This window comes from Achromobacter sp. UBA4530 (genome assembly GCF_002388205.1).
GTDB lineage: Bacteria > Pseudomonadota > Gammaproteobacteria > Burkholderiales > Burkholderiaceae_B > Achromobacter > Achromobacter animicus.
Genome location: NZ_DGMA01000031.1, coordinates 365,917 through 390,438, shown reverse-complemented (window position 1 = coordinate 390,438; position 24,522 = coordinate 365,917). Strand labels below are relative to the sequence as shown.

Annotated in this window: 25 protein-coding genes; 12 read left to right on the top strand and 13 right to left on the bottom strand. The window is 66.3% G+C overall.

What is annotated here, in order from left to right; all coding sequences use genetic code 11:
- Positions 1-19 precede the first annotated feature (19 nt).
- The 6 genes from B2W22_RS22900 to B2W22_RS22875 all read right to left on the bottom strand — a co-directional run bounded on the left by B2W22_RS22900 (position 20) and on the right by B2W22_RS22875 (position 5,735).
- Complete coding sequence (locus tag B2W22_RS22900) at positions 20-886, bottom strand: fumarylacetoacetate hydrolase family protein (protein ID WP_286939646.1); 867 nt, start codon at positions 884-886, stop codon at positions 20-22.
- 31 nt (positions 887-917) lie between these two features.
- Complete coding sequence (locus B2W22_RS22895) at positions 918-1,664, bottom strand: SDR family oxidoreductase (RefSeq protein ID WP_175122574.1); 747 nt, start codon at positions 1,662-1,664, stop codon at positions 918-920.
- Between the two features lie 12 nt (positions 1,665-1,676).
- Complete coding sequence (locus tag B2W22_RS22890; protein WP_175122573.1) at positions 1,677-3,086, bottom strand: TRAP transporter large permease; 1,410 nt, start codon at positions 3,084-3,086, stop codon at positions 1,677-1,679.
- Positions 3,087-3,163: 77 nt separating this feature from the next.
- Positions 3,164-3,790, bottom strand: a complete 627-nt coding sequence (locus B2W22_RS22885) for a TRAP transporter small permease (RefSeq protein ID WP_175122572.1) — start codon at positions 3,788-3,790, stop codon at positions 3,164-3,166.
- A 117-nt stretch (positions 3,791-3,907) separates the two neighbouring features.
- Positions 3,908-4,882, bottom strand: a complete 975-nt coding sequence (locus tag B2W22_RS22880; protein ID WP_175122571.1) for a sialic acid TRAP transporter substrate-binding protein SiaP — start codon at positions 4,880-4,882, stop codon at positions 3,908-3,910.
- A 139-nt stretch (positions 4,883-5,021) separates the two neighbouring features.
- Entirely contained in the window at positions 5,022-5,735 is a 714-nt protein-coding gene (locus tag B2W22_RS22875; protein ID WP_175122570.1) for a FadR/GntR family transcriptional regulator, read from the bottom strand.
- 173 nt (positions 5,736-5,908) lie between these two features.
- Here B2W22_RS22875 and B2W22_RS22870 point away from each other — a divergent pair, with 173 nt between their 5' ends.
- Genes B2W22_RS22870 through pyrF form a run of 3 tightly spaced genes read left to right on the top strand, consistent with a single transcriptional unit; the run spans position 5,909 to position 8,500 of the window.
- Positions 5,909-6,307, top strand: a complete 399-nt coding sequence (locus B2W22_RS22870) for a diacylglycerol kinase (protein WP_056325453.1) — start codon at positions 5,909-5,911, stop codon at positions 6,305-6,307.
- Between the two features lie 49 nt (positions 6,308-6,356).
- On the top strand, positions 6,357-7,676 hold the full coding sequence (locus tag B2W22_RS22865; RefSeq protein WP_175122569.1) for an NAD(P)/FAD-dependent oxidoreductase: 1,320 nt from the start codon (positions 6,357-6,359) through the stop codon (positions 7,674-7,676).
- 5 nt (positions 7,677-7,681) lie between these two features.
- Positions 7,682-8,500: an orotidine-5'-phosphate decarboxylase gene (pyrF, locus tag B2W22_RS22860; protein WP_175122568.1), complete on the top strand. Its 819-nt coding sequence runs from the start codon at positions 7,682-7,684 to the stop codon at positions 8,498-8,500.
- Between the two features lie 135 nt (positions 8,501-8,635).
- Here pyrF and B2W22_RS22855 read toward each other — a convergent pair whose 3' ends face one another.
- From B2W22_RS22855 to ribBA, 6 genes are all read right to left on the bottom strand, one after another.
- A complete protein-coding gene (locus tag B2W22_RS22855; RefSeq protein WP_191577944.1) occupies positions 8,636-9,202 on the bottom strand; it encodes a CinA family protein in 567 nt (188 codons plus the stop codon).
- Positions 9,199-9,705: a phosphatidylglycerophosphatase A family protein gene (locus tag B2W22_RS22850; RefSeq protein WP_056558833.1), complete on the bottom strand. Its 507-nt coding sequence runs from the start codon at positions 9,703-9,705 to the stop codon at positions 9,199-9,201. The genes B2W22_RS22855 and B2W22_RS22850 overlap by 4 nt, the downstream gene beginning before the upstream one ends.
- A 63-nt stretch (positions 9,706-9,768) precedes the next feature.
- Positions 9,769-10,734, bottom strand: coding sequence for a thiamine-phosphate kinase (gene thiL / locus B2W22_RS22845; protein ID WP_286939645.1), 966 nt, complete (start codon positions 10,732-10,734; stop codon positions 9,769-9,771).
- A 187-nt stretch (positions 10,735-10,921) separates the two neighbouring features.
- Complete coding sequence (nusB, locus tag B2W22_RS22840) at positions 10,922-11,431, bottom strand: transcription antitermination factor NusB (protein WP_175122565.1); 510 nt, start codon at positions 11,429-11,431, stop codon at positions 10,922-10,924.
- Positions 11,400-11,930: a 6,7-dimethyl-8-ribityllumazine synthase gene (gene ribH, locus B2W22_RS22835; protein ID WP_175122564.1), complete on the bottom strand. Its 531-nt coding sequence runs from the start codon at positions 11,928-11,930 to the stop codon at positions 11,400-11,402. Before ribH ends, nusB begins: the two co-directional genes overlap by 32 nt.
- 10 nt (positions 11,931-11,940) lie before the next feature.
- Positions 11,941-13,116 (bottom strand): bifunctional 3,4-dihydroxy-2-butanone-4-phosphate synthase/GTP cyclohydrolase II, encoded by a 1,176-nt coding sequence (ribBA, locus tag B2W22_RS22830; protein WP_175122563.1) that lies wholly within the window; start codon positions 13,114-13,116, stop codon positions 11,941-11,943.
- A 149-nt stretch (positions 13,117-13,265) separates the two neighbouring features.
- On the opposite strand from ribBA, the gene B2W22_RS22825 reads away from it, so the two are divergent.
- The 9 genes from B2W22_RS22825 (at position 13,266) to B2W22_RS22785 (ending at position 23,206) form a co-directional block, all read left to right on the top strand.
- Complete coding sequence (locus B2W22_RS22825) at positions 13,266-14,084, top strand: HAD-IIB family hydrolase (RefSeq protein WP_286939644.1); 819 nt, start codon at positions 13,266-13,268, stop codon at positions 14,082-14,084.
- A 20-nt stretch (positions 14,085-14,104) separates the two neighbouring features.
- On the top strand, positions 14,105-14,920 hold the full coding sequence (locus tag B2W22_RS22820; protein ID WP_105240545.1) for an IclR family transcriptional regulator: 816 nt from the start codon (positions 14,105-14,107) through the stop codon (positions 14,918-14,920).
- A 147-nt stretch (positions 14,921-15,067) separates the two neighbouring features.
- Complete coding sequence (phnD, locus tag B2W22_RS22815; protein WP_056558855.1) at positions 15,068-16,066, top strand: phosphate/phosphite/phosphonate ABC transporter substrate-binding protein; 999 nt, start codon at positions 15,068-15,070, stop codon at positions 16,064-16,066.
- Positions 16,067-16,072: 6 nt separating this feature from the next.
- On the top strand, positions 16,073-16,843 hold the full coding sequence (gene phnC / locus B2W22_RS22810; RefSeq protein WP_175122561.1) for a phosphonate ABC transporter ATP-binding protein: 771 nt from the start codon (positions 16,073-16,075) through the stop codon (positions 16,841-16,843).
- Entirely contained in the window at positions 16,840-17,727 is an 888-nt protein-coding gene (phnE, locus tag B2W22_RS22805) for a phosphonate ABC transporter, permease protein PhnE (protein ID WP_175122560.1), read from the top strand. Before phnC ends, phnE (B2W22_RS22805) begins: the two co-directional genes overlap by 4 nt.
- On the top strand, positions 17,724-18,548 hold the full coding sequence (phnE, locus tag B2W22_RS22800) for a phosphonate ABC transporter, permease protein PhnE (RefSeq protein WP_175122559.1): 825 nt from the start codon (positions 17,724-17,726) through the stop codon (positions 18,546-18,548). The genes phnE (B2W22_RS22805) and phnE (B2W22_RS22800) overlap by 4 nt, the downstream gene beginning before the upstream one ends.
- Positions 18,549-18,832: 284 nt before the next feature.
- On the top strand, positions 18,833-20,491 hold the full coding sequence (locus B2W22_RS22795) for a CYTH and CHAD domain-containing protein (protein WP_286939642.1): 1,659 nt from the start codon (positions 18,833-18,835) through the stop codon (positions 20,489-20,491).
- 275 nt (positions 20,492-20,766) lie between these two features.
- Positions 20,767-20,964 carry a hypothetical protein gene (locus tag B2W22_RS22790; protein WP_175137534.1) on the top strand — a complete coding sequence of 66 codons (198 nt, stop codon included), beginning with the start codon at positions 20,767-20,769 and terminating at the stop codon, positions 20,962-20,964.
- A 46-nt stretch (positions 20,965-21,010) separates the two neighbouring features.
- Complete coding sequence (locus B2W22_RS22785) at positions 21,011-23,206, top strand: phosphocholine-specific phospholipase C (RefSeq protein WP_286939641.1); 2,196 nt, start codon at positions 21,011-21,013, stop codon at positions 23,204-23,206.
- Positions 23,207-23,415: 209 nt separating this feature from the next.
- Here the strand turns inward: B2W22_RS22785 and ftsY are convergent, their stop codons facing one another.
- Positions 23,416-24,468 (bottom strand): signal recognition particle-docking protein FtsY, encoded by a 1,053-nt coding sequence (ftsY, locus tag B2W22_RS22780; RefSeq protein ID WP_349679465.1) that lies wholly within the window; start codon positions 24,466-24,468, stop codon positions 23,416-23,418.
- Between the last annotated feature and the right edge of the window lie 54 nt (positions 24,469-24,522).

Sequence of the window (24,522 nt, the reverse complement as noted above, 5' to 3'; positions counted from 1 at the left end):
GGCAAGAGGGCGAAGCGGATCAGCCGTCGATCAGCGCGGGATCCCAGGCGTGGACGCGCTGGCGCTGTTCACCCAGGCCGGCGATGCCCAGTTTCATCTCGTCGCCCGCCTTCAGGTAGACGGGCGCGGGCTTCTGGCCCATGCCCACGCCGGGCGGCGTGCCGGTGCTGATGAGGTCTCCGGGATACAGCGTCATGAAGCGGCTGACGTACGACACCAGCTGCGCGACGCCGAACACCATGGTGCGGGTACTGCCGTTCTGGTAGCGCTTGCCGTTGACCTCCAGCCACATCTCCAGGTCCTGCGGATTCGGGATTTCATCGGCCGTCGCCAGCCAGGGGCCGATGGGGCCGAACGTGTCGCAGCCCTTGCCCTTATCCCAGGTGCCGCCGCGTTCGATCTGGTATTCGCGCTCGGACACGTCGTTGACCACGCAGTAGCCGGCCACGTGCTTCATGGCGTCGGCCTCGCTGACATAGCGGGCCTTCTCGCCGATCACCACACCCAGCTCGACCTCCCAGTCCGACTTGACCGAATCCTGCGGCAGCACGACCGCATCGTTGCAGCCCACCACGGCCGATGTCGTCTTCATGAAGATGACGGGTTCGGCCGGCACCGGCAGTCCGGACTCGGCGGCGTGGTCCGCGTAGTTCAGGCCGATGCAGATGAACTTGCCCATGCCGCTCCACGGCGGTGCCACGCGGCCCGGTTGCGACACCAGGGGCAGCGATGCCGGATCCAGCGCGCGCAGTTCCGCCAGCTTGGCGGGCACGAGCGTCTGGGCGGTGATGTCGGCAACGACGGACGACAGGTCGCGGACCTGGCCCTGGGCGTCGATCAGCGCGGGCTTTTCTGCGCCCTTGGCGCCATATCGCATCAGTTTCATAGCGGTTTCCTTGTTGCTGGAAAAAGAGAAGTCAGTTGGACCAGCCGCCGTCAATCACTTGCGCGGTGCCGGTAGTGAAGGCGGATTCGTCGCTGGCAAGATACACCGCCAGCGCGGCGATCTCTTCGGCGCGTCCGATGCGGCCCATCGGCTGGCGCGCGGTGAAGGCGGCCTCGACCGCCGCGACAGGCTGGCCGCTGGCCAGCGCCTGCGCGTCGATGCGCTGGCGCAAGGACGGCGACTCGACGGTGCCCGGGCAGATCGCGTTGCAGCGGATGCCCTGGCCCACGTAGTCGGCGGCGACCGCCTTGGTCAGGCCGATGACGGCTGCCTTGGTGGCGCCGTAGGCGCAGCGGTTGGGCGCGCCCTTGATGCTGCCGGCCACCGACGCCATGTTGACGATGGACCCCGAGCCACGCGCCAACATCGCCGGCAGGCAGGCGCGGATCAGCAGATACATCGAGCGCACGTTCAGGTTGAACGAAAAATCCCAGGCGTCTTCGTCGCAGTCCAGAATGGTGCCGGCGTGCACGAAGCCCGCGCCATTGAACAGCACATCGACCGCCCCCGCGTCCTGCGCCAGCGCGCGCACCGCGCGGGCGTCGGTCACGTCCAGCACCTGCGTGCGGCAGCCGGAAAGGGTTTCCAGCGCGGCCCCGTTCAGGTCCACGGCCAGCACGTCGGCGCCCTCATTCGCGTAGGCCATTGCCACGGCGCGCCCAATACCCTGCCCGGCGGCGGTGACGATGGCGGTCTTGCCTTGCAGTCTTCCTGACATGTTCGCGGTTCCTTATTTGCCGGCCATGCCCATCGCGGTGGGCAGCCACAGGGTGATCTGGGGGACGTAGGTGATGGCGATCAGGGCCACGAACAGCGGCACCAGCCACGGCAGGATGGCCATCGTGGTGCGCTCGACCGACAGCTTGGCCACCCGCGCCAGCACGAACAGCACCATGCCCATGGGCGGATGCAGCAGGCCGATCATCAGGTTCAGCGTCATGATGAGCCCGAAGTGGATCGGATCGATGCCCAGTTTCAGCACGATGGGCAGCAGGATCGGCACGAGGATGGTGATGGCCGCAATGGTGTCGATGAAGCACCCGACGATCAGGATCAGAATGTTCGCCATCAGCAGGAACACCCACTTGTTCTGCGTCACGCTCAGGATCGCGTCCGTCAACGCCTGCGCGGCCTGCGTCGTGGTCAGCAGCCACGCAAACACCGACGCGGCCGTCACGATGAACAGGACGGACGCGGTGGTCTCGATGGTGTCGAACGAGGCCTTGGCCAGCGTCTTGAACGTCATGGAGCGATAGCGCACCAGCCCCAGGAACAGCGCCCAGATCACGGCGGCCACCGCGGCTTCCGTGGGCGTGAACCAGCCCAGCGTCATGCCGCCGATCAGGATCACCGGCGCCATCAGCGCCATGACCGCCGAGAAGTTGAACTTCCAGTCCAGCAGCAGCAGGGCTGCGAACGAGATGCCGGTGGCGATGTTGGGCGACACACCCGCCAGCGTCATCAGCCAGATCGACAGCGGAAACGCCAGCACGATCAGCACTTCCAGCCCCGCGCCGCCCAGCCGCTTCCAGTTGAACGCCACGTCGCCGCCCCAGTTGTTGCGGCGCGCGTAGTAGGCGACGGTGAGCATCATCAGGATGGTCAGCACCAGGCCGGGGATCAGGCCTGCCAGGAACAGCGACCCGATCGACACGTTGGCCATCATGCCGTAGATGACGAACGGCAGCGACGGCGGAATGATGGGACCCAGCGTGGCCGACGCGGCCGTCACCCCGACCGCGAACTCGGTCTGGTAGCCGTGGTCCTTCATGGCCTTGATCTCGATGGTGCCCAGGCCCGCGGCGTCGGCGATGGCGGTGCCCGACATGCCCGCAAACACCACCGAGCCGATGATGTTCACCTGCCCCAGCCCGCCACGCATCCAGCCGACCAGCGCCACCGCGAAGTTGTAGATGCGGCCCGTGATGCCGGCGATGTTCATCAGGTTGCCGGCCAGGATGAAGAACGGCACGGCCAGCAGCGGAAACGACTCGACGCCCGCAATCATGCGTTGGGCAATGACGACGTCCGGCACGCTGCCGGAGATCAGGATGAACAGCAGGGACGCGCCCGCCATCGAGACCGCCACCGGCAGCCCCATGATCATCAACAGCAGAAAGCTTCCTATCAGGGTGCCCATGTATCGCTCCTGGCAAGGCACTGCGGATTGGGGGAGGTTCTGTCCAGCGATTCAGTGCAGCAATTCAATCCAGCGATTCAATCCAGCGACTCATAGGCCGCGGGATTCTCCAGGATCGAATAGCCCTGCCGCCAGTTCTGCCAAGACACCTGCAACGATCGCAGGAACATCATGGCGAACCCGGCCAGCGCCACCCAGTACACGAAGGCCTTGTTCCAGAACAGCGTGGTCATGGGCTCGTCGCCCACCAGCACGATGTAGCGGTACGTCAGCCACACCGCATAGCCAAAAAAGGCCGTGCGCAGGATGTCGATCAGCGTGGACAGCACGCGGCCGGCGGGCTTGGGCAGGTAGCGGTAAAGAAAGTCCACCTGGATGTGGCGGCACGCGCGCACGCACATCGCCGATCCCAGGAACACCACGCCGATCAGGCAGTACACCGCCAGCTCCTCGGTCCAGGCGTACGAATCGTTCAGCACGTAGCGCGAGAAGAACTGCAGGAAGACCAATAGCGCCATCGCCCAGAACATCGCCAGACAGATCCAGTCTTCCGGCTGGTAGCCGGCCAGGCTGACTTCGTGATGATCGGCTTCCTCGAAACTCTGGACGATCTCGTCCACCGAGGAGACGTGATGCGGGCCGGGCGGCTGTTCCGGCGGATGGCTGACGGCCGCCATCGGCGCGGCCTTCGCGTTGGAGTGCATGGAATTCCCCTCGTGCGGGATCGGTCAAGCTATCGGGTCAGGCGATTGCCGGAAGCGATGCGGTCAGGCGCTGCATTCAGGCGCAGCGGGCCGCGGCAACGGCCCGCCCGCCTTGGTTCACTTCACCGCCTGGATTTTTTCCCAGTCCGACTTCTCGTAGCCGTACTGCTTGAACGGCACCTTCTCCAGCACGGTATTGCGGAAGTCGTCGATGTTGACCTCGGCCACCGTCAGGCCACGTTGCTTGAACACGTCGACCATCTTTTTCTCGGACGCCGCCACCTCGGCCGACGCCTTTTCCGCTGCCTGCTGCGCGACTTCCGCAAAGATCTTCTTGTCCTCGTCCGACAGGCTCTTCCAGAGCTTGCCGGAGATCACCGTGTTCAGGTGATCGACGATGTGGCCCGTGAGGATGATGTTCTTCTGCACCTCGTAGAACTTCTTGGCCTCGATCGTGGTCAGGGGGTTTTCCTGCGCCTCGACCGTGCCGTTCTGCAGGGCCAGGTAAACCTCGGCAAACGCAATGGGCGCGGTGTTGGCGCCACAGGCACGCGGCATGGCCAGGTACGCGGCCACGTCCGGCACGCGGATCTTCAGGCCCTTCATCTCGCTGCACTTGGTGAACGGCTTGTTGGACGTCGTCTGGCGCGTGCCGTAATACGTGGTCGCGACGATGTGGTTGCCGCTCTTTTCGTCGTAGCCGCGCGTGAGCTCTTTGTAGATGTCGCTCTTGGTGTAGGCGATCAGGTGCTCGGGGCTGCGGAACGTGTAGGGATAGTAGGTGACGCCGATGCGCGGAAAACTCTTGGCCGCGAAGCTGGACCCGGAAATGATCATATCCACCGTGCCGAGCGTCAGGCCCTGGTTGATGTCGTTTTCCTTGCCCAGTTGCGAGGCCGGATAGACATCGATGTGATAGCGGCCGTTGGTGCGCTTCTCGATTTCCTGGGCGGCCCACACCGACGAGGTATGGAACGGTTCGGAAGTCTCGTACACGTGCGCCCACTTCAGTTTGGTCTGCGCCAGTGCAGAGCCGCTGACGGCTAGCGCGACGGCGGCAAACAGCACTTTGATAGCGTTGCTCGGCTTCATGTTGTCTCCTCTCTTTGAGGTGGCGGGCTCGGCGGCCACGCGTCATGTTTTACATATGGAGTTCACCTACTGGAGCTGCACCTTCGTACTGCGACTGCGATCTGCCATCGGCGCCCATACAGGGCGCCGGCAGCCATTGCTATTCAGCGCGCAACGCTTCGGCCGCGCCGGGCCAGCTGGCCATCAGGCGGTCGTACGAGCAGGAAAGATGGTCACGCATGGCGGCCCGCGCGCCCTGTTCGTCACCGGCCGCAATGGCGTCGATGACGCGGCGGTGTTCGGTGATGGCGACGGCCCAGCTGTCGGAATTCTCGAAGTAATCGCCCAGCTTCACGGAAAGCGGGTTGTGGCGTTCGTCGAAGAGTTCGCCCACGACACGCACCAGCACGGCGTTGTTGGCCATTTCGGCCACGCGGAGGTGAAACAGCCGGTCGCCGCGGATGGGCACGCTGCCGGCCCGTGCCTCGTCTTCCATGGCGTCGACGGCTTCGCGCAGGCCCTCCACCAGCGCGGGCACCGGATTCAGTGCGGCCTGCGCGGCCAGTTCGCTTTCGATGGTGCGGCGGGCGCGGATGGTTTCAAGGGGGCTTTCGGCGGTGAGGCTGGCGCGCGGTGCGACGCCCGGGCTTTGCACGTACACGCCCGAACCCATGCGCACCTCCACCCAGCCTTCGACCTCAAGCGCGATCAGCGCCTCGCGCACCGACGGCCGCGACACGCCCAGCTTCAGCGCCAGGTCGCGCTCGGGCGGCAGCCGCGCACCGGCCGGAAACTCGCCGGCCTCGATCAGCAGGCGAAGCTGATCGGCGATCTGGCGATACAGGCGGCGAGGTTCGATGGTCTGAATCGGCATGAGGAAGACAGCTCGATGACAGGACGAAACGGTAAAGTGGCCTTACCAATTGACCAGAATCCTGCGCCTGCTGCCGTTGGGTCACAATTAGGGTTTGCCCATAGGCACGCGGTGTGCCACGCGGGCAACCCTTATCTGTTAAAAAGCCGCCACCACGGCTTTCTTCCGATTCCATGACCCACGATCCGCAACACTCGCCCTTCAAGAGCACCGGCGGCGCGCGCCGCATCCTCAATGCGCTGCGCTATTCCTGGCAGGGCCTGAAGGCGGCCGTCAAATACGAGGCGGCCTTCCGGCAGGAACTGGCCCTGGCCGTGCTGATGATCCCGGCGGCGTTCTTTCTGGGCCGCACCACGGTCGAAGTGTTCTTCCTGGTGGGCGTGGTGGTCATGGTGCTGGCGGCGGAACTGCTCAATTCCGCCATCGAAGCGCTCGCCGATGCGCTGTCCGTCGAACGCCATCCCCTGTTGGGGCGGGCCAAGGACCTGGGCAGCGCAGCGGTGATGTTGCTGCTGATATTCGCCGGAACGGTCTGGGTGGGGGTGGCCATCAGCCGTTTCGTCATGCATTGACACGGGTTCGCACCGCGACGGGGATGCGACTCTATTTATACTGGGAGCCATGATGCCTCAATCGACGTCAGCACCCTCCAAGCGCATCGTCATCGTCGGCGGTGGCGCAGGCGGCCTCGAACTGGCCGCCAAACTGGGCCGTACACACGGCCGCGAACACATCACTCTGGTCGATAGCCGCCCCTTCCATATCTGGAAACCTTCGCTGCATGAAGCGGCGGCGGGCACGCTGGACATCCACCAGGAAGGCCTTTCGTACCTGATGCTGGCTCACCTGGACGGCTTCTCGTTCACCCAGGGCCGCCTTGAAAGCATCGACCGCGAACGCCGGTTGATCACGGTGGACGCCGTCAACGACGCGCAAGGCCAGGAAGTCCTGCCGCGCCGCGAACTGGCGTACGACACGCTGGTGCTGGCGCTGGGCAGCACGTCCAACTTCTTCAACACGCCCGGCGCGGCTGAACATGCGGTCACGCTGGACACCACCGAAAACGCCGAGCAATTCCGCCTGACCATGCTCAAGGCCATGGCGTTGGTGGACCAGGCCAAGGTGCGCAATCCGTCCGCGCGCCTGGACCTGGTGATCGTCGGCGGCGGCGCCACCGGCGTGGAACTGGCGGTGGAACTGACCGAAGCCAGCCACGTCGTCAGCGCCTATGGCCTGCCGAACTTCCGCGCGGATCGCGATCTGGCGATCACGCTGGTCGAAGGCGCGCCGCGCATCCTGTCCGCCCTGCCCGAGAAGATTTCGGTCGCGGCGACTAAACGCCTGACCGAACTGGGCATCCGCGTCGAGACCGCCTGCCGTGTGTCCGAGGTAACGGACAACACCGTGCGCACGGCCGACGGCCGAGAATTTCCGGCGCAGTTGTGCATGTGGGCCGCGGGCATCAAAGGTCCGGCGCTCTTGGCCGACCTGGGATTGCCGCTGAACAAGCTGGGGCAGATCGAAGTCAACGAGCGGCTCGAAACGCCCGACCCCCACATCGTGGCGCTGGGCGATTGCTGCGCGGCGCCCTGGCGCGACGGCCGCACCGTGCCGGCCCGCGCGCAGGCCGCGCACCAGCAAGCCGACTACCTGGCCAAGAAACTGACGGCCCGGCTGCGCAACAACCCCGAGCCCACCGAGCCTTACGTCTACCAGGATCACGGGTCGCTGGTGTCCCTGGGCCAGGACGCCGGCGTAGGCAGTCTGATGGGCAAGCTGGCCGGACGGGGACTGTTCGTAAGCGGTACACTGGCGCGCCTGATGTACATGAGCCTGCACCTGATGCACCACCGCGCGGTGCTGGGCGCCTCGCGTACCGTCTCCCTCGCCCTGGCCCGCCTGCTGATGCGGCGTACGCGCCCGCGGGTCAAACTGCACTGAATCCCATGAATTTCCTGCAAAAACTCGAACACGCCTGGACCACCAGCAACTCGCTCCTGCAAGTCGGGCTGGATCCCGACCCGCAGCGCTTCCCGCGCGAATTGCAGGACAAGCCGGACGCCATCTTCCAGTTCTGCCGCGACATCGTCGACGCCACTGCGCCGTATGCCTGCAGCTTCAAGCCGCAGATCGCGTACTTTGCCGCGCACCGCGCCGAAGATCAGCTCGAAGCGCTGTGCCAGCACATCCGCGACAAGCACCCCGACCTGCCCATCGTGCTGGACGCCAAGCGCGGCGACATCGGCTCCACCGCCGAAAACTACGCCCGCGAAGCCTACGAGCGCTACCAGGCGCACGCGCTCACCGTCAGCCCGTACATGGGCCTGGACTCGGTGGAACCGTACCTGGCGTGGCGCGATCGCGGTGTGATCGTGCTGTGCCGCACGTCCAATCCCGGCGGCTCGGACCTGCAATTCCTGAAGATGGACAATGGCGAGCCGCTGTACCTGCACGTCGCGGGCCTGGTGGCCGACAAATGGAATGCCAACGGCCAATGCGGTCTGGTGGTGGGCGCCACGTTCCCGAATGAACTGGCCGCCGTGCGTCAGCGCATCGGCGACGCCCTGCCCCTGCTGGTGCCGGGCATCGGCGCACAGGGCGGCGACATCACCGCTACCGTGAACGCCGGCGCCAACGCGGCGCGCAACGGCATGATGATCAACTCGTCGCGCGCCATCATCTACGCCAGTGGCGGCGACGATTGGCGCGAGGCCTCCGCTGAAGCCGCCAAGGGCCTGCGCGACGCGATCAACGCGGTCCGCTGATTCGCCAGAAGCGGCAAAAGCCGCTGCACGGTGCGTAAGCGCACGGTGCAGCGGCTATTTTCATTTCAGCGCCGGGAATTTCTGCGCTGGCTTTTTAACGCCAGGATTCTGCGCCGGTAAAACAGGCGCGGGATTTCAGCGCCGGTTGATCGGCACGCCGGCAAATTCCAGCACCGCCCGCAGCGCGAACTCCACCGCCGCCTGGCGCACCTGTCCCCGGTCGCCCTGGAACACATGCGTCACCGCGCGGCTGCTGATCCCGTCGCCCACCCGCATGGCAAAGCCGAAGCACACCATGCCCACCGGTTTGCCCGGCGTGGCGCCGCCCGGACCGGCGATGCCGGTGGTCGACATCGCGACGTGCGCATTGGGCACGGCCAGCAGCACGCCGTTGGCCATTTCCAGCGCGATGGGTTCGCTGACCGCGCCAAAGTGATGCAGCGTTTCAGGCGACACCTCCAGTTCGGTAACCTTGGCGTCGTTGCTGTAAGTGACGAAGCCGCGCTCGAACCATTCGCTGGATCCGGCCACCGCGGTAACAGCGCCGGCCAACAGGCCGCCGGTGCAGGATTCGGCGGTGCCCAGCATCCACCCCTGCTGCCGCAGCACGTCGCCCAACCGTTCGGACAGGCCGAGTATCGTCGCTTCCGACAACTGCGCGGCCGACAGATTGGTCCGCGCGCCTTCAAGCTGATCGTTCATCCCAAGACTCCTGTGCGGGCCACCAGCGCCATCACCAGCAAGGCGTAGCCGGCAGCCACGATATCGTCCCACATGACTCCGAAGCCGCCCTTGATATGGGCGTCGAAGAACTTGATGGGTGGCGGCTTGACGATGTCGAACGTGCGGAACAGCACGAACGCCAGCGCCTGCGACAACCAACCGGCCGGCGTCAGCCACAGCACCAGCCAGAACGCCACCATCTCATCCCAGACCATTCCGACATGATCCGGCTGCTGGAGTTCTCGGCCGACGCGATGGCAAGCCCAGCATCCGTACAGAAATGCCAGGGCCAGGAACACGCCGATGGCCAGGTCCGACGCCGCAGGCGCCGCCGCCACCCAGATGCCCCAAGCAAGCAGCGTGCCCCACGTACCGGAGGCAGGCCGGATCAGTCCGCTGCCAAAGCCGAACGCGATCAGCCGGCCGGGATCACGGCAGACCCAGGACACGGCCGGGTACGCGGCCCGGCTGCGATCGCGCATGGAGGTGGAGTGCTTATCAGTGGAAGACATGGGAGTTGGGTCAGAACGACAGGAGGCCGCGGATCAGTCCGCGGGAAAGTGATCGAAGCCGGCGGGCAGGTCCGCCAGCGGCTGGCCGTGCGCATCTACGACGGTCATGCCGGGCTGCGGCAAAATCTCGCCCACGCGGGTCACCCGGGAGCCGGCAGACGCGGCGGCCGCCAGCACCGCTTCGCGCCGAGACGCTGGCGCGGTGAAACACAGTTGGTAGACGTCGCCACCGCCCAGCAGGGCGCGTTGCAGCGGCGCGGCATCCAGGCCCGACAGCGCAGGCGCCATGGGCAAGTCTGCAAACCGCAGGCAGGCGCCGGCGCGGCTGGCAGCCAAAATGTGGCCCAAGTCTTGCAACAGGCCGTCGGACAGGTCGATGGCTGCATTCGCGATGCCGCGCAGCGCAAGGCCCAGCGCCACTTGCGGCTCGGGCCACTCCAGCGCGGCGCGCGTGGCGGCCAGGAGACTGGCATCGGCCGGGTACTGCCCATCCAGAAGCCGGTAGGCCACGTCGGCCGCGCCCAGTTCCCCAGACACCCAGATGTCGTCGCCCGCCTGCGCCCCGTCGCGACGCAGCGCCTGTCCGGCCGGCACCGAGCCGAACACCGTCACGCTGATCGCCAGATCGTGCGCGCTGCGCGTGGTGTCGCCGCCAATCAGCGGGCAGCCATGGGCCGCCGCCAACGCATGAAAGCCCTCGGCAAACGCCGCCAGCCACGGCTCACGCAAATGGGGCAACGCCAGACCCAGCACGCAGCCGATCGGACGAGCGCCCATGGCGGCGAGATCAGACAGATTCACCGCCAGAGCCTTATGGCCCAGCGCTTTGGGATCAACATCAGGAAAGAAATGCCGGCCTTCCAGCAGCAGATCCGTGCTGGTGGCCACCTGTTCACCGGGAGGGACAGGAAACAACGCGCAGTCGTCGCCAACGCCCAGCAAACCGACCGGCGCGGCACGCGTGAAGTAGCGCGCAATCAGATCAAATTCAGACGCCACCGCGCCTCCACTATGCGGCGCCCGATGGTCGCCATTGTCTGCATGGCCGCCGTGCGGCCCAGATCGGGGCCGCGCGGATCCGGGCTCCGCCGGTCCGCAGCGGCGCCCCCTTGAGGGGGAAGCGCAAAGCGCTGCGGGGGTGGGCCCTCCTTGGAAGCGCGAAGCGCTGCGGGGGGGACTCCGCCCCCTATCGGCGTTGTTGCGCCGCGGCCTGGACTTCGTGCGCGCGAACGTCGGCGGCCAGCTTGTCGAGCACGCCGTTGACGAACTTGAAGCCGTCGGTGCCGCCAAACGACTTGGCCAGTTCCACGGCCTCGTTGATGGCGACCTTGTACGGGACTTCGACGTGATGGATCAGTTCGAAGCTGCCGATCAGCAGGATGCCATGCTCAACGGGCGACAGCTCGGCCAGCGGGCGGTCGACGTAGGGCGTGAAGCGTTCGCGCAGGGTGGGCGCCTCGCGCAGCACGCCGTGCAGCAAGGTCTTGAACCATTGCGCGTCGGCCTCGGAGAAGTCCTCGGTGTCGCGCAGATGGGCGTCGATCTCGCCGGCGTCCTGCGTGCCTTCGCCGCCGCGCAGCAGCCACGCGTACACGCCCTGCAGCGCGAATTCGCGCGCACGGCGGCGCGCGCTGCGCGCGTTGGCGCGGGCCTGCGCCGCGCTATCAGCGCTGGTCGTCGTCTTCTTCGTCGTCAAAATCTTCGTCCTCGTCGTCTTCGTCTTCGTCTTCTTCCTCGGGTTCCAGCGCTGCCACCAGATTGGCCATTTCGACGGCCACCTGGGCGCAGTCGCGGCCCTTGCCGGCGGCGCGGGCCTGCGCCTGCTCGTCGGTGTCGACGGTCAGCACGCCGTTCGCGACGGGGACGCCGGTTTCGAGGGAGATACGGGTGATTGCCGTGGCCATTTCATTGCTGACCACTTCAAAGTGATAGGTTTCGCCGCGGATGACCGCGCCCAGCGCGATCAGGGCGTCGAACTCGAACGTTTCGGCCATGTGGGACAGGGCCACGCCCAGTTCCAGGGCGCCGGGCACGGTGGCGACCATGACGTCGCGCTCGTCCACGCCCAATTCGGCCAGTTCCTTCAGGCACGCTTCGAGTTCGGCCTGGCCGATTTCTTCATTAAAGCGGGCGCGTACGATGCCGATGTGCAGCCCTTCGCCGTTCAGGTCGGGGGTAAGGATGTAAGGGTTCATGTGTCGGCCTTCAGTGTGTTGCGGGAGTGTTCTGCGGGTCGCAATCGTAACCCGTAATGGTGAGCGAGAAGCCCGCCATGCTGGGCATCTTGCGCGGCCGGGCCAGGAGCCTCATTTGCCCCACGTTCAGGTCGCGCAGAATCTGGGCGCCGATCCCGTAGGTGCGCAGACCGAAGCGGTCGGCGTTCGCAGGATTGGCCTGCGCCTTCGGGTCGTTCCAACCTGCAATCTGGCCAAACAGATGTTCCGTGGAAGACTGGCAGTTCATCAGCACCAGCACGCCGGCCGGGGCGGCGGCGATGGCCTCGAGCGCCTGGGCCACGCCCCAGCTATGCGGGCTGGCGCCGGTATCCAGCACATCCAGCACGGACGCGGGCTCGTGCACGCGCACCAGCGTCTCGGCGTCGGGAGTCACATTACCATGCACCAACGCCAAATGGGCGGAGCCGGTGGCGGCGTCTTCGTAGGCCACGGCCTCGAACGTGCCCCAGGCCGTCTGCATGGTGCGCTTGCCCACGCGCTTGACGATGGACTCGTGCTCGCTGCGGTACTGGATCAGGTCGGCGATGGTGCCGATCTTCAGGTCGTGCTGGCGGGCGAATTCCACCAAGTCCGGCAGGCGGGCCATCGTGCCATCGGGTTTGAGGATTTCGCAGATGACGGCGGCGGGCGTCAGGCCCGCCATGGCGGTCAGGTCGCAGCCGGCCTCGGTGTGGCCGGCGCGTACCAGCACGCCGCCGGGCACGGCGCGCACCGGGAAGATGTGGCCGGGCTGGACCAGATCGGCCGGCTTGGCGTCGCGCGCCACGGCCACCTGGATGGTGCGGGCGCGGTCGGCGGCCGAAATGCCGGTCTCGACGCCTTCGGCGGCTTCGATGGACTGCGTGAAATTGGTGCCGTAACGGGTGCCGTTGCGGGCGGCCATCATCGGCAGCTCAAGCTGGCGGCAGCGTTCTTCGGTCAGCGTCAGGCACACGAGGCCGCGGCCGTGGGTAACCATGAAATTGATGGCTTCGGGCGTGACGAATTCGGCGGCCATGACGAGGTCGCCCTCGTTTTCGCGGTCTTCTTCATCAACCAGAATGACGATGCGGCCGGCGCGCAGCTCGGCGATGATCTCGGCAACCGAAGCGATGCCGAAGGATTCCGGCTCGGAGCCGGGCAGGGAGGACAACTGGACGGACATGGCGTGACGCGTAAACCAGGCGGGAAAGCCCGGATTTTACCGCCCCTCTGGGCCGAACCCCTATTAGTGTCTGGACGGCCCGTCCGAATGGGGCCGTCCGGTTAAACTTTCGCCCGGAGATCCCCCCAGAAAAACGAAGGAAAAACCTCATGCAAGCCCTTGCGGCCATGCCTTTGAACGTCGCGGCAGCCGTCCGCGTCGTCTTGACCGACATCGACGACACGCTGACCACCGAAGGCCGCCTGCCGGCCGACGCGTACGCCGCACTGGAACGCCTGGAACAGGCCGGCATCCAGGTCGTGCCGATCACCGGCCGCCCGGCCGGCTGGTGCGACCACATCGCCCGCATGTGGCCGGTGCGCGCCGTGGTCGGCGAGAACGGCGCGTTCTATTACGCCTACGACCGCCAGGCCCGCCGCATGACCACGCACTACTGGACCGACGCCGCCTCGCGCCAGGAAAGCCGCAAGCGGCTGGACGCCATCCGCGACCGCGTTCTGGCCGAGGTGCCGGGCAGCGCCGTCGCCAGCGACCAGGACTACCGCGTGGCGGACCTGGCCATCGATTTCTGCGAAGACGTACCCGCCCTGCCCGACGCCGCCATCAGCCGCATCGTCCAGATCTTTCAGGAAGCGGGCGCGCAGGCCAAGGTCAGCTCCATCCACGTCAACGGCTGGTTTGGCGACTACGACAAGCTCACCATGACGCGCACCATGTTCCAGCGCGAGTTCGGCATGGACGTGGCCGGCGCCCTGGACAGCACGCTGTTCATTGGCGATTCGCCCAACGACGAGCCGATGTTCGCCTACTTCCCGATCTCGGTCGGTGTGGCCAACATCCAGGCCCAGCTGCACCGCCTGACGCATCGCCCCGCGTTTGTCGCCGCCTTTCATGGCGGCGGCGGCTTCGTCGAAATGGCCGACCGGCTGCTTGCCGCCCGTCAGTCCTCCCAAGTCCAGCCGGCCTAACGGCTTAAGGTCAGCACACCGTGGCAACTTCCAAGACCGCGGCGCCCGCCGCCAACGACGGCCGCCGCAGCATCCAGTCCATCGAGGTCGGCGTACCGCTGCTGGCCGCGCTGGTCGACGCGGGCAAGCCCCTGACGCTGCGCGACCTGGCAGCCGGCGCGGGCATGACGTCCGCCAAGGCGCACCCGTACCTCGTGAGCTTCATCCGCGTCGGACTGGTGCAGCAGGACGCCGTCACCGGCCAGTACGAGTTGGGCCCGTTCGCCCTGCAGATGGGACTGGTCAGCCTGCAGCGCCTGGATCCGGTGCGTGTCGCCATGCCGGAAATCGCCAAGCTGCAGTCCGACATCGGCCACACACTGGGCATCGCGGTGCTGGGCTCGCACGGCCCCACCATGATCCATATGACCGAAGCCAGCTATCCGGTCCACGTGAACATGCGCAAGGGCACCGTGATGTCCATGCTGCACACAGCCACCGGCCTGGTGTTTGCGGCGTGGCTGCCGCCCAAGGTCAGCGAGCACTACATCGCGCGCGAAGAAGGCGACACCGCCGTCATCGCCAGCGTGCCGCCGCCCCGCAAGGCCTCCCGCGCCAACATCGAGGCGCAACTGGCCGACATCCGCGTGCACGGCATGGCCCGCGCGCTGGGCAATCCGCTGCCGGGCGTGGACGCGCTGTCGGTGCCGGTGTTCGACAACACGGGCAGCATCGTGCTGGCGCTGACCAGCCTGGGCCCCACCGGTCTGTTCGACGTGTCGTGGGACGGCGCGATCGCGCGTCCGCTCATCGCGTGCGCCCAGGAAATCTCCCGCAAGCTGGGCTTTCGCGGCTGAGCGCGTTTTCGCGCAATAACGAACACAAAGCGAACAAAACGAACAAAAGACGAAAAGAAAGGCAGGGACTTTCCCGAGTGTGCCGTCCCCCGTTGTGTGTTTGAATTCAGCAAAGATTCAATTCATACCTACACGAGGAGACACACGATGCAAGCCTTGCGTCTTATGCAGGCGGCCGCGCTGGCCGCATTCGCTTTTGGAGCTTCCGCCGCCCAGGCCGCCGACACCTGCTCGAACCGCGGCGATCTCGACCAGATGTATTGCGACTCGAACAAGGACCTGGTGGCCGACACGCCCACCGACGCGTCCAAGCTCAAGACGCCTTCCACGCTGGTGTTCACCTACACGCCGGTCGAAGATCCGGCCGTGTACGAAGACATCTTCAAGCCCTTCACCAAGCACCTGTCCGAATGCACGGGCAAGCGCGTCGTGTTCTATCAGGTGCAGAGCAACGCGGCTGAAATCGAAGCCATGCGCTCGGGCCGCCTGCACGTCGGCGGCTTTTCGACCGGTCCCACCGCCTTTGCCGTGAACATCGCCGGCGCCGTGCCGTTTGCCGTGAAGGGCTATGCCGACGGCTTCCAGGGCTACAACCTGATCGTCATCGTCAAGAAAGACAGCCCCTACCAGAAGCTGACCGACCTGAAGGGCAAGAAGCTCGCGCACACCGCGCCCTCGTCGAACTCCGGCCACATGGCGCCCGTCGCCCTGTTCCCGAAGGAAGGCCTGACGCCCGACAAGGACTACAAGGTCATCTTCTCCGGCAAACACGACCAGTCCGTCATGGGCGTGAACTCCGGCGACTACGACGCCGCCGCCGTGGCATCGGACGTCTTCAAGCGCATGGTCGAACGCGGCCAGGTCAAGGAAGCCGATTTCCGCATCATCTACACCAGCGAAAAATTCCCGACCTCGTCGTTCGCCTACGCGCATGACCTGGAACCGAAGTTCCGCGACCAGATGCTCAAGTGCTTCTACGACTACCGCTTCCCGCCGGAAATGTCCAAGGCCTTCGACAACGCCGACCGCTTCTACCCGGTGACGTACGAGAAGGACTGGGCCATCGTCCGCCAGGTCGCTGAATCCGGTGGCGAAAGCTTCAACCGCGCGGCCTACGACCGCGAATCCGCAAAGAGCAAGAAGTAATCCAGCATGACGACGTCGCTACGCATTTCCGGCCTGGTCAAGGAATACCGGGCCGGCCGGCCGGTACTGAACGGCATTGACCTGCAGATCGCCGGTCAGGGGCTCACCGCCATCATCGGTCCTTCGGGCACCGGCAAAAGCACGCTCCTGCGCTGCATCAACCGGCTGATCGAACCCACCAAGGGCGAGATCATCCTGCAGTCCCAGGACGGCACCGTGGACCTGGCGCAAGTGCGCGGCGCGTCGCTGCGCCGCGCGCGCCGCCGCATCGGCATGGTGTTCCAGGAATACAACCTGGTCGAACGCCTGACCGTGATGGAAAACCTGCTGACCGGCCGGCTGGGGTACACCTCGGCCATGAAGGCCTGGATGCGCCGCTTCGAGCCCGAGGACATCGAGCACGCCTACAAGCTGCTCGACACCGTGGGCCTGGCCGGGTTTGCCGACCAGCGCGCCGATGCGCTGTCGGGCGGCCAGCGCCAGCGCGTGGGCATTGCCCGCGCGCTGATGCAGCGCCCGCAGGTGCTGCTGGCCGACGAACCGACGTCGTCGCTGGATCCCAAGACCTCCGTCGAAATCATGGAACTGCTGTCCGCGCAGGGCAGCGCCTCGGGCATCCCCGTCATCGTCAACATCCACGACGTCGAACTGGCGCGCCGCTATGCCACGCGCATCGTGGGCATGTCGGGCGGCCACGTAGTCTACGACGGCGACGGCCAGGGCCTGGACGCGACCATGCTCAAGACCATCTACGGAGGCGAGTCTTGGCTGGAATGACGCAACCCCGGGGCGGCATCCGCCCCTTCGCCATGTCAGGGCGCGCCAAGGCAGGCGTGCTGCTGCTGGTGCTCTACACCGTCTATGCCGCCGCGCAACTGGACTTCAGCTGGTCGCGCTTCGAAGCCGGCATGGGCCATGCGTCGACGTTCCTGGCGCGCATGTTCCCGCCCAATTTCGAAAAGCCCGCCACCTTGTGGAAGGGCATCGCCGAAAGTCTTGAAATCGCGGTCCTGGCGTCGATGCTGGGCATCTTCCTTGCCCTGCCCGTGGGCCTCCTGGGCGCGCGCAACCTGATGCCCGCCTGGATTTCGTGGCCCGCGCGTTCGATCGTCGCGCTGTGCCGCGCGCTGCACCCGGTCATCGTCGCCATCCTGTTCGTCAAGGCCGTGGGCTTTGGCGCGCTGGCCGGCATCCTGGCGCTGACTGTCGCGTCCATCGGCTTCATCGGCAAGCTTTTCACCGAAGCCATCGAGGAAATCTCGCTCAAGCAGGTCGAAGCGGTGCGCGCGACCGGCGCGTCGTTCTCCAACGTCATCGTGTTCGGCGTGCTGCCGCAGGTGTTCGCGCGTTTCATCGGCTTTGCCACCTATCAGTTCGACTCCAACCTGCGCAACTCCACCATGGTGGGGATCGTGGGCGCGGGCGGCGTGGGCGGCACGTTGTTCTCGGCCTTCCAGCGCTTCGATTACGACTTCGTCAGCGCCATCCTGCTGACCCTGATCGCGATCATCATGCTGGGTGAAATCCTGGCCGGCTTCGTGCGGGCGGTGTTCCTGGACAACCTGGGCTTTGACCGAATCCTGCAAAGCCGCTTCGCTGGCGCCCGCGGTCTGGGCAGCAGCAAGCCGACGGCCGCGCGCAAGGCGGAGGTGGAAGAATGAACGCCCACGTCTCTCCCTTGAACCCCGCGGGCCAGCCCCGCGTCTGGCAACGCTACAGCATGGGCCAGCGCCTGCTGCGCTTTGCGCTGTACCTGCTGCTGGTGGCGGCGGTCGTGCAAGCAATCCGCGGCGTGGAGGTCATCCCCGAGTTCCTGTACGACGCACCGGAACAGATGGCCGACCTCTTCCGCCGGATGTGGCCGATCGATTGGGCCTACTACCCGGATGGCGTACACGCAGCCCTGATCGAAACGCTGCACATCGCCACCTTGGGCACCATTCTTTCGGTGTTCATGGCCGTGCCGGTGGGTCTGCTGGCGGCCAACAACCTCACGCCCAGCAAGACCATCAACATGCTGGCCCGCCTGATCCTGGTGTCCAGCCGTTCGGTCAACTCGCTGGTGTGGGCGCTGCTGTTCATCGCCATCTTCGGACCGGGCGCCCTGGCCGGCACGCTGGCCATCGCCTTCCGCTCGATCGGCTTTGTCGGCAAGCTGGTCGGCGAAGCCATCGAGGAAGCCCAGCGCGGCCCCATCGAAGCCGTCACGGCCACCGGCGCCAGCAAGGCCTCGGTGATCTGGTACGCCTACTGGCCGCAGATCCGCCCGGCGTTCTGGTCCATCGTGCTGCTGCGCTGGGACATCAACGTGCGCGAATCCGCGGTGCTGGGACTGGTCGGCGCCGGCGGCATCGGCATGGCGCTGGATACCGCGCTGAACCTGTTCCAGTGGGACCGCGTCGCGCTGGTGCTGGCCGCGATCTTCGTAGTCGTCGTGCTGGCCGAAGTCATCATCACCCAGGCGCGCAAACGCATTCTGTAGCGCCGCCGCACCGCTTTACGCCTGTCGGTTTCCCCTGACTCGCGCTCCCTTCGCCGCCCCAAACGGGGCGGCGTTTTCTTTGGGCGAGCGAGTGCCGGTGACTGACATCCGCACTTTCCTTTCTGTTCGCAAGCAACGCAAAAGCGCCTCGTCGCCCTTGATGGGCCGCCTTGTTTTTGCGCCGCGATCACGTCTATGCTCAATGTGAACAAAATATGAACGGTCATCAAAACGCACCCCGCCTTGATTAACATCTTGGCTTTTGCCGTTGGACACCCGCTGCCATGTCGGAACAGGAATTGAAACTGCACGTGCCCACGGCTTCACGCCAGGCCGTGCTGCGTGAAGTCAAGCAACGCGAGGCCACGCGCATTCGCTTGCATGCCATGTATTTCGACACGCCGGAACGCGAGCTTGCGCGGGCGCGCATCGCCGTCCGGCTGCGGCAGGAAGGCTCCGATTGGGTGCAGACGCTGAAGATGCCCGGCGCCGATGCGATCTCGCGCATCGAGATGAACCACCCCCGGCCCGGTCCCGTGCTCGACCTGTCCGTCTATGCCGGCACCGACGTCGAGGGCCCGCTGTCTGCCATCAAGGGCGAACTGGGCCTGCGCTATGAAACCGACGTGCAGCGCCTCTTGCGCAAGATCCGCACGCGCTTCGGCACGGTCGAGCTGGCCTACGACACCGGCATCCTGCGCGCTGGCGCGCTGGAACTGCCGATCTCAGAACTGGAATTCGAACTGGTGTCGGGCCGTCCCGCCGCCATCTTCGCGGCGGCGCGCGGCTGGCAACAGCGTCATGCGCTGATCCTGGATCCCCGCAGCAAGTCCGAACGCGGCGACGCGCTGGCCCAATTGGCGAATCGCCTGGCCGAGGTCGACGCCGCTGCCGGCGACGACCACGAAGCGCGCCGCGCGCAGGCCATCGCCCAGTTCTGGTCCCCGCGCGGCGCGTCGTCCGTGAAGCTGCGCGACGACATGACGCCGCCGCAGGCCATGGGCGCGATCGCGGCCGAATGCCTGGACCAGATCTGCCGCAATGCGGCGGTGCTGGCCGAGGTCGACACCGAAGGCGTCTACCGCGCCGGCAACTCCGAACACGTGCATCAACTGCGCGTCGGCGTGCGCCGGCTGCGGTCGGCCTGGAAGCTCTTCGACGGCTGGATCGCCCCGGTGCCCGACGAGCTGCTGCAGGGTGTGCGCACGCACTTCGCGGCGTTCGGCGCCAACCGCGATCAGGACGTGCTGAACGAGACCGTCGCCCCCGCGCTGCTGCGCGCCGGCATGCCCGTGATCCCCATGGAAGCCGCGCCGCCCGACGAAGACGCGCAGACCATCGCGGGCGGCCAGGCCTTCCAGGCATGGTTGCTCACGCTGCTGGAATGGTCGCTCGACGTGCCGCCCGTGCAACCTGACACGGACAGCCAGACCATCGCCAACGGCACGCCCAGCGACGCCGCGCCCGAGCCCGCCATCCGGCTGGAAGGCGGTGTGGCCGGTCCCATCGTCAAGCCCACCATCATCCCGATGCTGACGCCGGAACCCGAGCCGCAGCACCTGCACAAGCTGCTCGCCCGCCGCCTGCACCGCTGGCACGACAAGGTGGCCGACCAGGGCACGCATTTCGCGGCACTGGACATCCCCGCCCGCCACGATCTGCGCAAGCGCGGCAAGCGCCTGCGCTATGGCCTGTCGTTCGCTGAATCGCTGCTGCCCGCCAGCAAGCTGCGCGGCTATCGCAAGCTGCTGTCCCGCGTGCAGGACGTGCTGGGTGAAATCAACGACCTGGCGATGGCAAAGGACTACTACCAGTCGTGTACGGCGACGCATCCGCAAGCCTGGTTCGCGCTGGGCTGGATCAGCGCGCGCCTGGACGAACTGGTCGTCGAAGCGCAGCAGGCCTTTGACGACCTCGCACGCAGCAAACCGTTCTGGAAGTGACGCGCATCGCGCGCGTTTAACCCATGCGAAAGTCCCGCGTTGAATTCGATTTCACCTGGACACGCATCTAGCATGGCGTTTCAAAAAAGGGCCGCCTGACAGCTTCGCGTCAGGCCCCTGTCAATTCGTCGACATCCGGCGTGCCAATACTCATTGGCTGTCGTCCGGACACACTGCCGGGCGCATTCGTGGCCCGCAGCTTCCGCCCGACACTCGTCCTGTGTGACGGCGCAACGGCCAGCGCGGGCCGTCCGCCCATCCACGCACACGGACTCATGCAAACCACTTCCCCCTTGCTGGTCATTGCCAGACGCGGCCTCGCGGCCTGCTGCGCGCTTTCGCTGGTGTTCTCGCTTGCCGCCTGCGGCGGCGACGACGACACGGACGAAACGGCGCCGCCGCCCCCTACCACGACGCCCACCACGCCCACGACGCCCGCCCCGGCTACCTGCGCGGCGCATTGTGCGCCATGATGCCGGCAGTGCTGCCGTTTCCTGCAAACTCCAGACAGAACAGCCAATGACGATCGACGCCTCCAAGAGAAAGTTCTTCACGACCACGCTCGGCGCCACCGCGGCGATGAGCGCCTTGTCGATGTTTCCACCCAGCATCCGCCGCGCCCTCGCGATTGAAGCCGACAGTCCCACCGGCACCATCCAGGACGTCAAGCACGTCGTGATGCTGATGCTGGAAAACCGCTCATTCGACGGCTACTTCGGCACCTTCCCGGGCGTGCGCGGCTTCGGCGACCGCTTCCCCATTCCGCTCGCCAACGGCAAGTCGGTATTCCATCAAACGCGCAGCGACGGCACGCTAGAACTGCCTTATCACCTGGACGCGCGGCTGGGCAACGCGCAGCGCGCGGGCAGCACGCCGCACTCGTGGCCCAACTGTCAGGCCGCCTGGGACCACGGCCGCATGAACCGCTGGCCTAGCGCCAAGCAGCCGTTGTCGATGGGCTACTACGAGACCGCCGAAGTGCCGTTCCACCGCGCGCTGGCCGACGCCTTCACGCTGTGCGACAGCTACCACTGTGCGATGCACGCCGGCACGATCCCCAACCGCCTCTTCTTCTGGACGGGCACCAACGGCCCCAGCGGCGACAACGTATCGGTCGTGATGAACGAAATGAACGACGGCGCCGACGTGGGGCCTTCGACCGAGGGCTGGACCTGGACGACGTACGCCGACCGCCTGCAGCAGGCCGGCGTGAGTTGGAAGGTCTACCAGAACATCCCCGACAACTTCGGCTGCAACGAGATGATGAGCTTTCGCCACTGGCGCGCCGAGATCGAAAAGATGCCGGCGGACCGCCAGGTCACGAACCAGGGCGGTCCCGCGTACAACCCGGCCATCGACGACCAGTTCAGCCCATTTGCCAAGGGCTTTGGCAACACCATGCCGGACGGCGGCCTGCTGCAAAGCCTGCGCGACGACGTGATGAACGGCACGCTGCCCGAGGTGTCATGGATCATCCCGCCGGCGGCGTATAGCGAGCATCCCGGCCCCTCGAGCCCCGCAAAGGGCGCGTGGTACATCCAGGCCGCGCTGGACGCGCTGACGCAGTCGCCCGAGGTCTGGAGCAAGACCGTGTTCCTGGTCACGTACGACGAGAACGACGGCTTCTTCGACCACATGCCCACACCCAGCGCGCCGTCGCGCAACGACGACGGCACGCTGGCCGGCAAGTCCACGCTGACGGACGCCGAGATGGCCTTCGAGTACAACACCTACACGCCCGCCACGCCCAAGCAGTTGTCCGCCGATGGCAAACCCTACGGTCCCGGCATGCGCGTGCCGATGTGGGTGATCTCGCCGTGGAGCCGTGGCGGCTGGGTCAATTCGCAGGTGTTCGACCACACCTCGGCGTTGCGCTTTCTCGAACAGCGCTTCGGCGTCATGGAACCCAATATCAGCGCATTCCGCCGCGCCGTGTGCGGCGACCTCACGTCCACGCTGAACTTCGTGTCGCCCAACGGCGCGCCGCTGCCCACGCTGTCCGGCCGCAGCACCAAGACGGACGCCGACGGCCTGACCACTTGGCAGGAGGCACAACCGGCCATCGCCATCCCGGCGCAACAGACGCTGGCCCCGCAGGCGCAAGGCACACGGCCCTCGCGTGCGTTGCCGTATGAACTTCACGCCAGCGCCCGCGAGGACGTGCGTGAGAACCGGGTCCGGCTGCTGTTCGCCAACGCCAGCTCGGCCAAGACCGCCGCTGTCTTCCATGTGTACGACAAGCTGCATCTGGACCGCATCCCGCGCCGTTATGTGGTTGAAGCGGGCAAGTCGCTGGACGACGCGTGGGACGTGTCCGGCGACGCGGGCAAGTACGACCTGTGGGTACTGGGACCGAACGGTTTTCACCGCGCGTTCGCAGGCGATCTGATGCAGGCGGGCGGCGCTCAGCCGGAGATCCAGGTGTGCTACGTGCCGTGTGATGATCCGCAGGTGCTGGTCAAGCTGCACAACAACGGCGCGACGGCTTGCACGTTCACCGTCAAGGCGATGGCGTACCGCGGCGACGGTCCTTGGACCGCGACGGTCGAACCTGGACAGACCGGCGAGCTTGCGTGGCCGGTCAGCGACAGCGGCCAGTGGTATGACTTCGCGGTTGCTTGCGAGGGGTATGCGGCGTTCCAGCGGCGCTTTGCCGGTCGGATGGAGACGGGCAAGGATCTGATCAGCGATCCGGCGATGGGTCAGGTCGGGTAAAGCGGACGCCGGCGCTGCGGGTGGCGCTGGTGGCGCTGCGCCTGGTGCCGTTGGCGGAAGCTGCTGACGGCGCCGTTCACAGCGCGATTCGTGGCTGCGCCTGCCCGGAAACGACAACGGGACGGCGCTTTCGCGTCGTCCCGTCAGATAGGTCTTCATGGGCCTTTACGGCCTCTTGCAAGACAGCGATGAGTCCCGGATGAACCGACTCAGTCGGCCAGCAACGCCGCCGCGAACTCGTCCGCCACGAAGGGCTGCAGGTCTTCCAGGCTTTCGCCGACGCCGATCCAGTACACCGGCACCGGGCGCACGCCTTGGCTGCCGGCTGCGACGGCGGCCAGCGTGCCGCCCTTGGCGGTGCCGTCCAGCTTGGTCACGACCAGGCCGGTCAGGTTGATCGCGGCGTCGAAAGCGCGGATCTGCGCCAGCGCATTCTGACCCGTGTTGCCGTCCACCACCAGCAGCACCTCGTGCGGCGCGCTGGCGTCCGCCTTGCCGATGACGCGGCGGATCTTCTTCAGTTCTTCCATCAGGTGCAGCTGCGTGGGCAGACGGCCGGCCGTATCCACCATCACCACGCCCATGCCGCGCGCGCGACCGGCATTAACCGAGTCGAACGCCACGGCGGCCGGATCGCCGCCATCCTGCGAAATCACGCTGACGTTGTTGCGGCTGCCCCATTCCACCAACTGCTCGCGTGCGGCGGCGCGGAACGTGTCGCCGGCGGCCAGCAGCACGCTGGCGCCCTGGCGCTGGAACGTATGCGCCAGCTTGCCGATGGACGTGGTCTTGCCCGCGCCGTTCACGCCGGCAATCATGACCACCAGCGGTTGCGTGCGCTTCAGATCAAAGGCGCGCTCCAGCGGACGCAGATGATCGGCCAGCAGTTGGCGCAACGCCGTCTTTACCTTGGCCGGGTCTTCGATGCGTTCCTTCTTGACGCGCGCGCGCAGCGCCGTCAGAAGCTTCTCGGTGGCCTCAAGGCCGGCATCGGCCATAATGAGGGCCGATTCGAGTTCCTCGAACAGGTTCTCGTCGACCTTCACGCCGACAAAAATGCCGCCGATGCTTTGGCCCGTGCGGGACAGTCCTTGCTTCAGGCGCGACAGCCAGGAGGCCTTTTTGGGCGCCTCGGCGGGTGCGGGTTCCGGGACAGCTGGGACAACCGGCGCAGGCGCCGCGACAGGCGCAAGCGTTGATACCGGCGCAGGTGCCGGGGTCGCAGGAGCAGGTGCCGGGACTACAGGCGCGGGGGCCGGCACGGGCGCGACGACGGGTGCAGGCGCCGGGACGGGCGGCTGCGGCGCGCGGAACGG

What these genes read in the sequence shown, in the direction of transcription:
- B2W22_RS22855 (WP_191577944.1), bottom strand. Translation starts at nt 9,202, where the DNA reads ATGAACGATCAGCTTGAAGGCGCGCGGACCAATCTGTCGGCCGCGCAG.
- B2W22_RS22825 (WP_286939644.1), top strand. Translation starts at nt 13,266, where the DNA reads ATGCAAGCCCTTGCGGCCATGCCTTTGAACGTCGCGGCAGCCGTCCGC.
- B2W22_RS22795 (WP_286939642.1), top strand. Translation starts at nt 18,833, where the DNA reads ATGTCGGAACAGGAATTGAAACTGCACGTGCCCACGGCTTCACGCCAG.
- B2W22_RS22890 (WP_175122573.1), bottom strand. Translation starts at nt 3,086, where the DNA reads ATGGGCACCCTGATAGGAAGCTTTCTGCTGTTGATGATCATGGGGCTG.
- B2W22_RS22865 (WP_175122569.1), top strand. Translation starts at nt 6,357, where the DNA reads ATGATGCCTCAATCGACGTCAGCACCCTCCAAGCGCATCGTCATCGTC.
- B2W22_RS22790 (WP_175137534.1), top strand. Translation starts at nt 20,767, where the DNA reads ATGCAAACCACTTCCCCCTTGCTGGTCATTGCCAGACGCGGCCTCGCG.
- B2W22_RS22880 (WP_175122571.1), bottom strand. Translation starts at nt 4,882, where the DNA reads ATGAAGCCGAGCAACGCTATCAAAGTGCTGTTTGCCGCCGTCGCGCTA.
- B2W22_RS22785 (WP_286939641.1), top strand. Translation starts at nt 21,011, where the DNA reads ATGACGATCGACGCCTCCAAGAGAAAGTTCTTCACGACCACGCTCGGC.
- B2W22_RS22895 (WP_175122574.1), bottom strand. Translation starts at nt 1,664, where the DNA reads ATGTCAGGAAGACTGCAAGGCAAGACCGCCATCGTCACCGCCGCCGGG.
- B2W22_RS22885 (WP_175122572.1), bottom strand. Translation starts at nt 3,790, where the DNA reads ATGCACTCCAACGCGAAGGCCGCGCCGATGGCGGCCGTCAGCCATCCG.
- ribBA (WP_175122563.1), bottom strand. Translation starts at nt 13,116, where the DNA reads ATGTCCGTCCAGTTGTCCTCCCTGCCCGGCTCCGAGCCGGAATCCTTC.
- B2W22_RS22850 (WP_056558833.1), bottom strand. Translation starts at nt 9,705, where the DNA reads ATGCGCGATCGCAGCCGGGCCGCGTACCCGGCCGTGTCCTGGGTCTGC.
- B2W22_RS22900 (WP_286939646.1), bottom strand. Translation starts at nt 886, where the DNA reads ATGAAACTGATGCGATATGGCGCCAAGGGCGCAGAAAAGCCCGCGCTG.
- phnE (WP_175122559.1), top strand. Translation starts at nt 17,724, where the DNA reads ATGAACGCCCACGTCTCTCCCTTGAACCCCGCGGGCCAGCCCCGCGTC.
- phnE (WP_175122560.1), top strand. Translation starts at nt 16,840, where the DNA reads ATGACGCAACCCCGGGGCGGCATCCGCCCCTTCGCCATGTCAGGGCGC.
- pyrF (WP_175122568.1), top strand. Translation starts at nt 7,682, where the DNA reads ATGAATTTCCTGCAAAAACTCGAACACGCCTGGACCACCAGCAACTCG.
- B2W22_RS22875 (WP_175122570.1), bottom strand. Translation starts at nt 5,735, where the DNA reads ATGCCGATTCAGACCATCGAACCTCGCCGCCTGTATCGCCAGATCGCC.
- ribH (WP_175122564.1), bottom strand. Translation starts at nt 11,930, where the DNA reads ATGAACCCTTACATCCTTACCCCCGACCTGAACGGCGAAGGGCTGCAC.
- phnD (WP_056558855.1), top strand. Translation starts at nt 15,068, where the DNA reads ATGCAAGCCTTGCGTCTTATGCAGGCGGCCGCGCTGGCCGCATTCGCT.
- B2W22_RS22870 (WP_056325453.1), top strand. Translation starts at nt 5,909, where the DNA reads ATGACCCACGATCCGCAACACTCGCCCTTCAAGAGCACCGGCGGCGCG.
- phnC (WP_175122561.1), top strand. Translation starts at nt 16,073, where the DNA reads ATGACGACGTCGCTACGCATTTCCGGCCTGGTCAAGGAATACCGGGCC.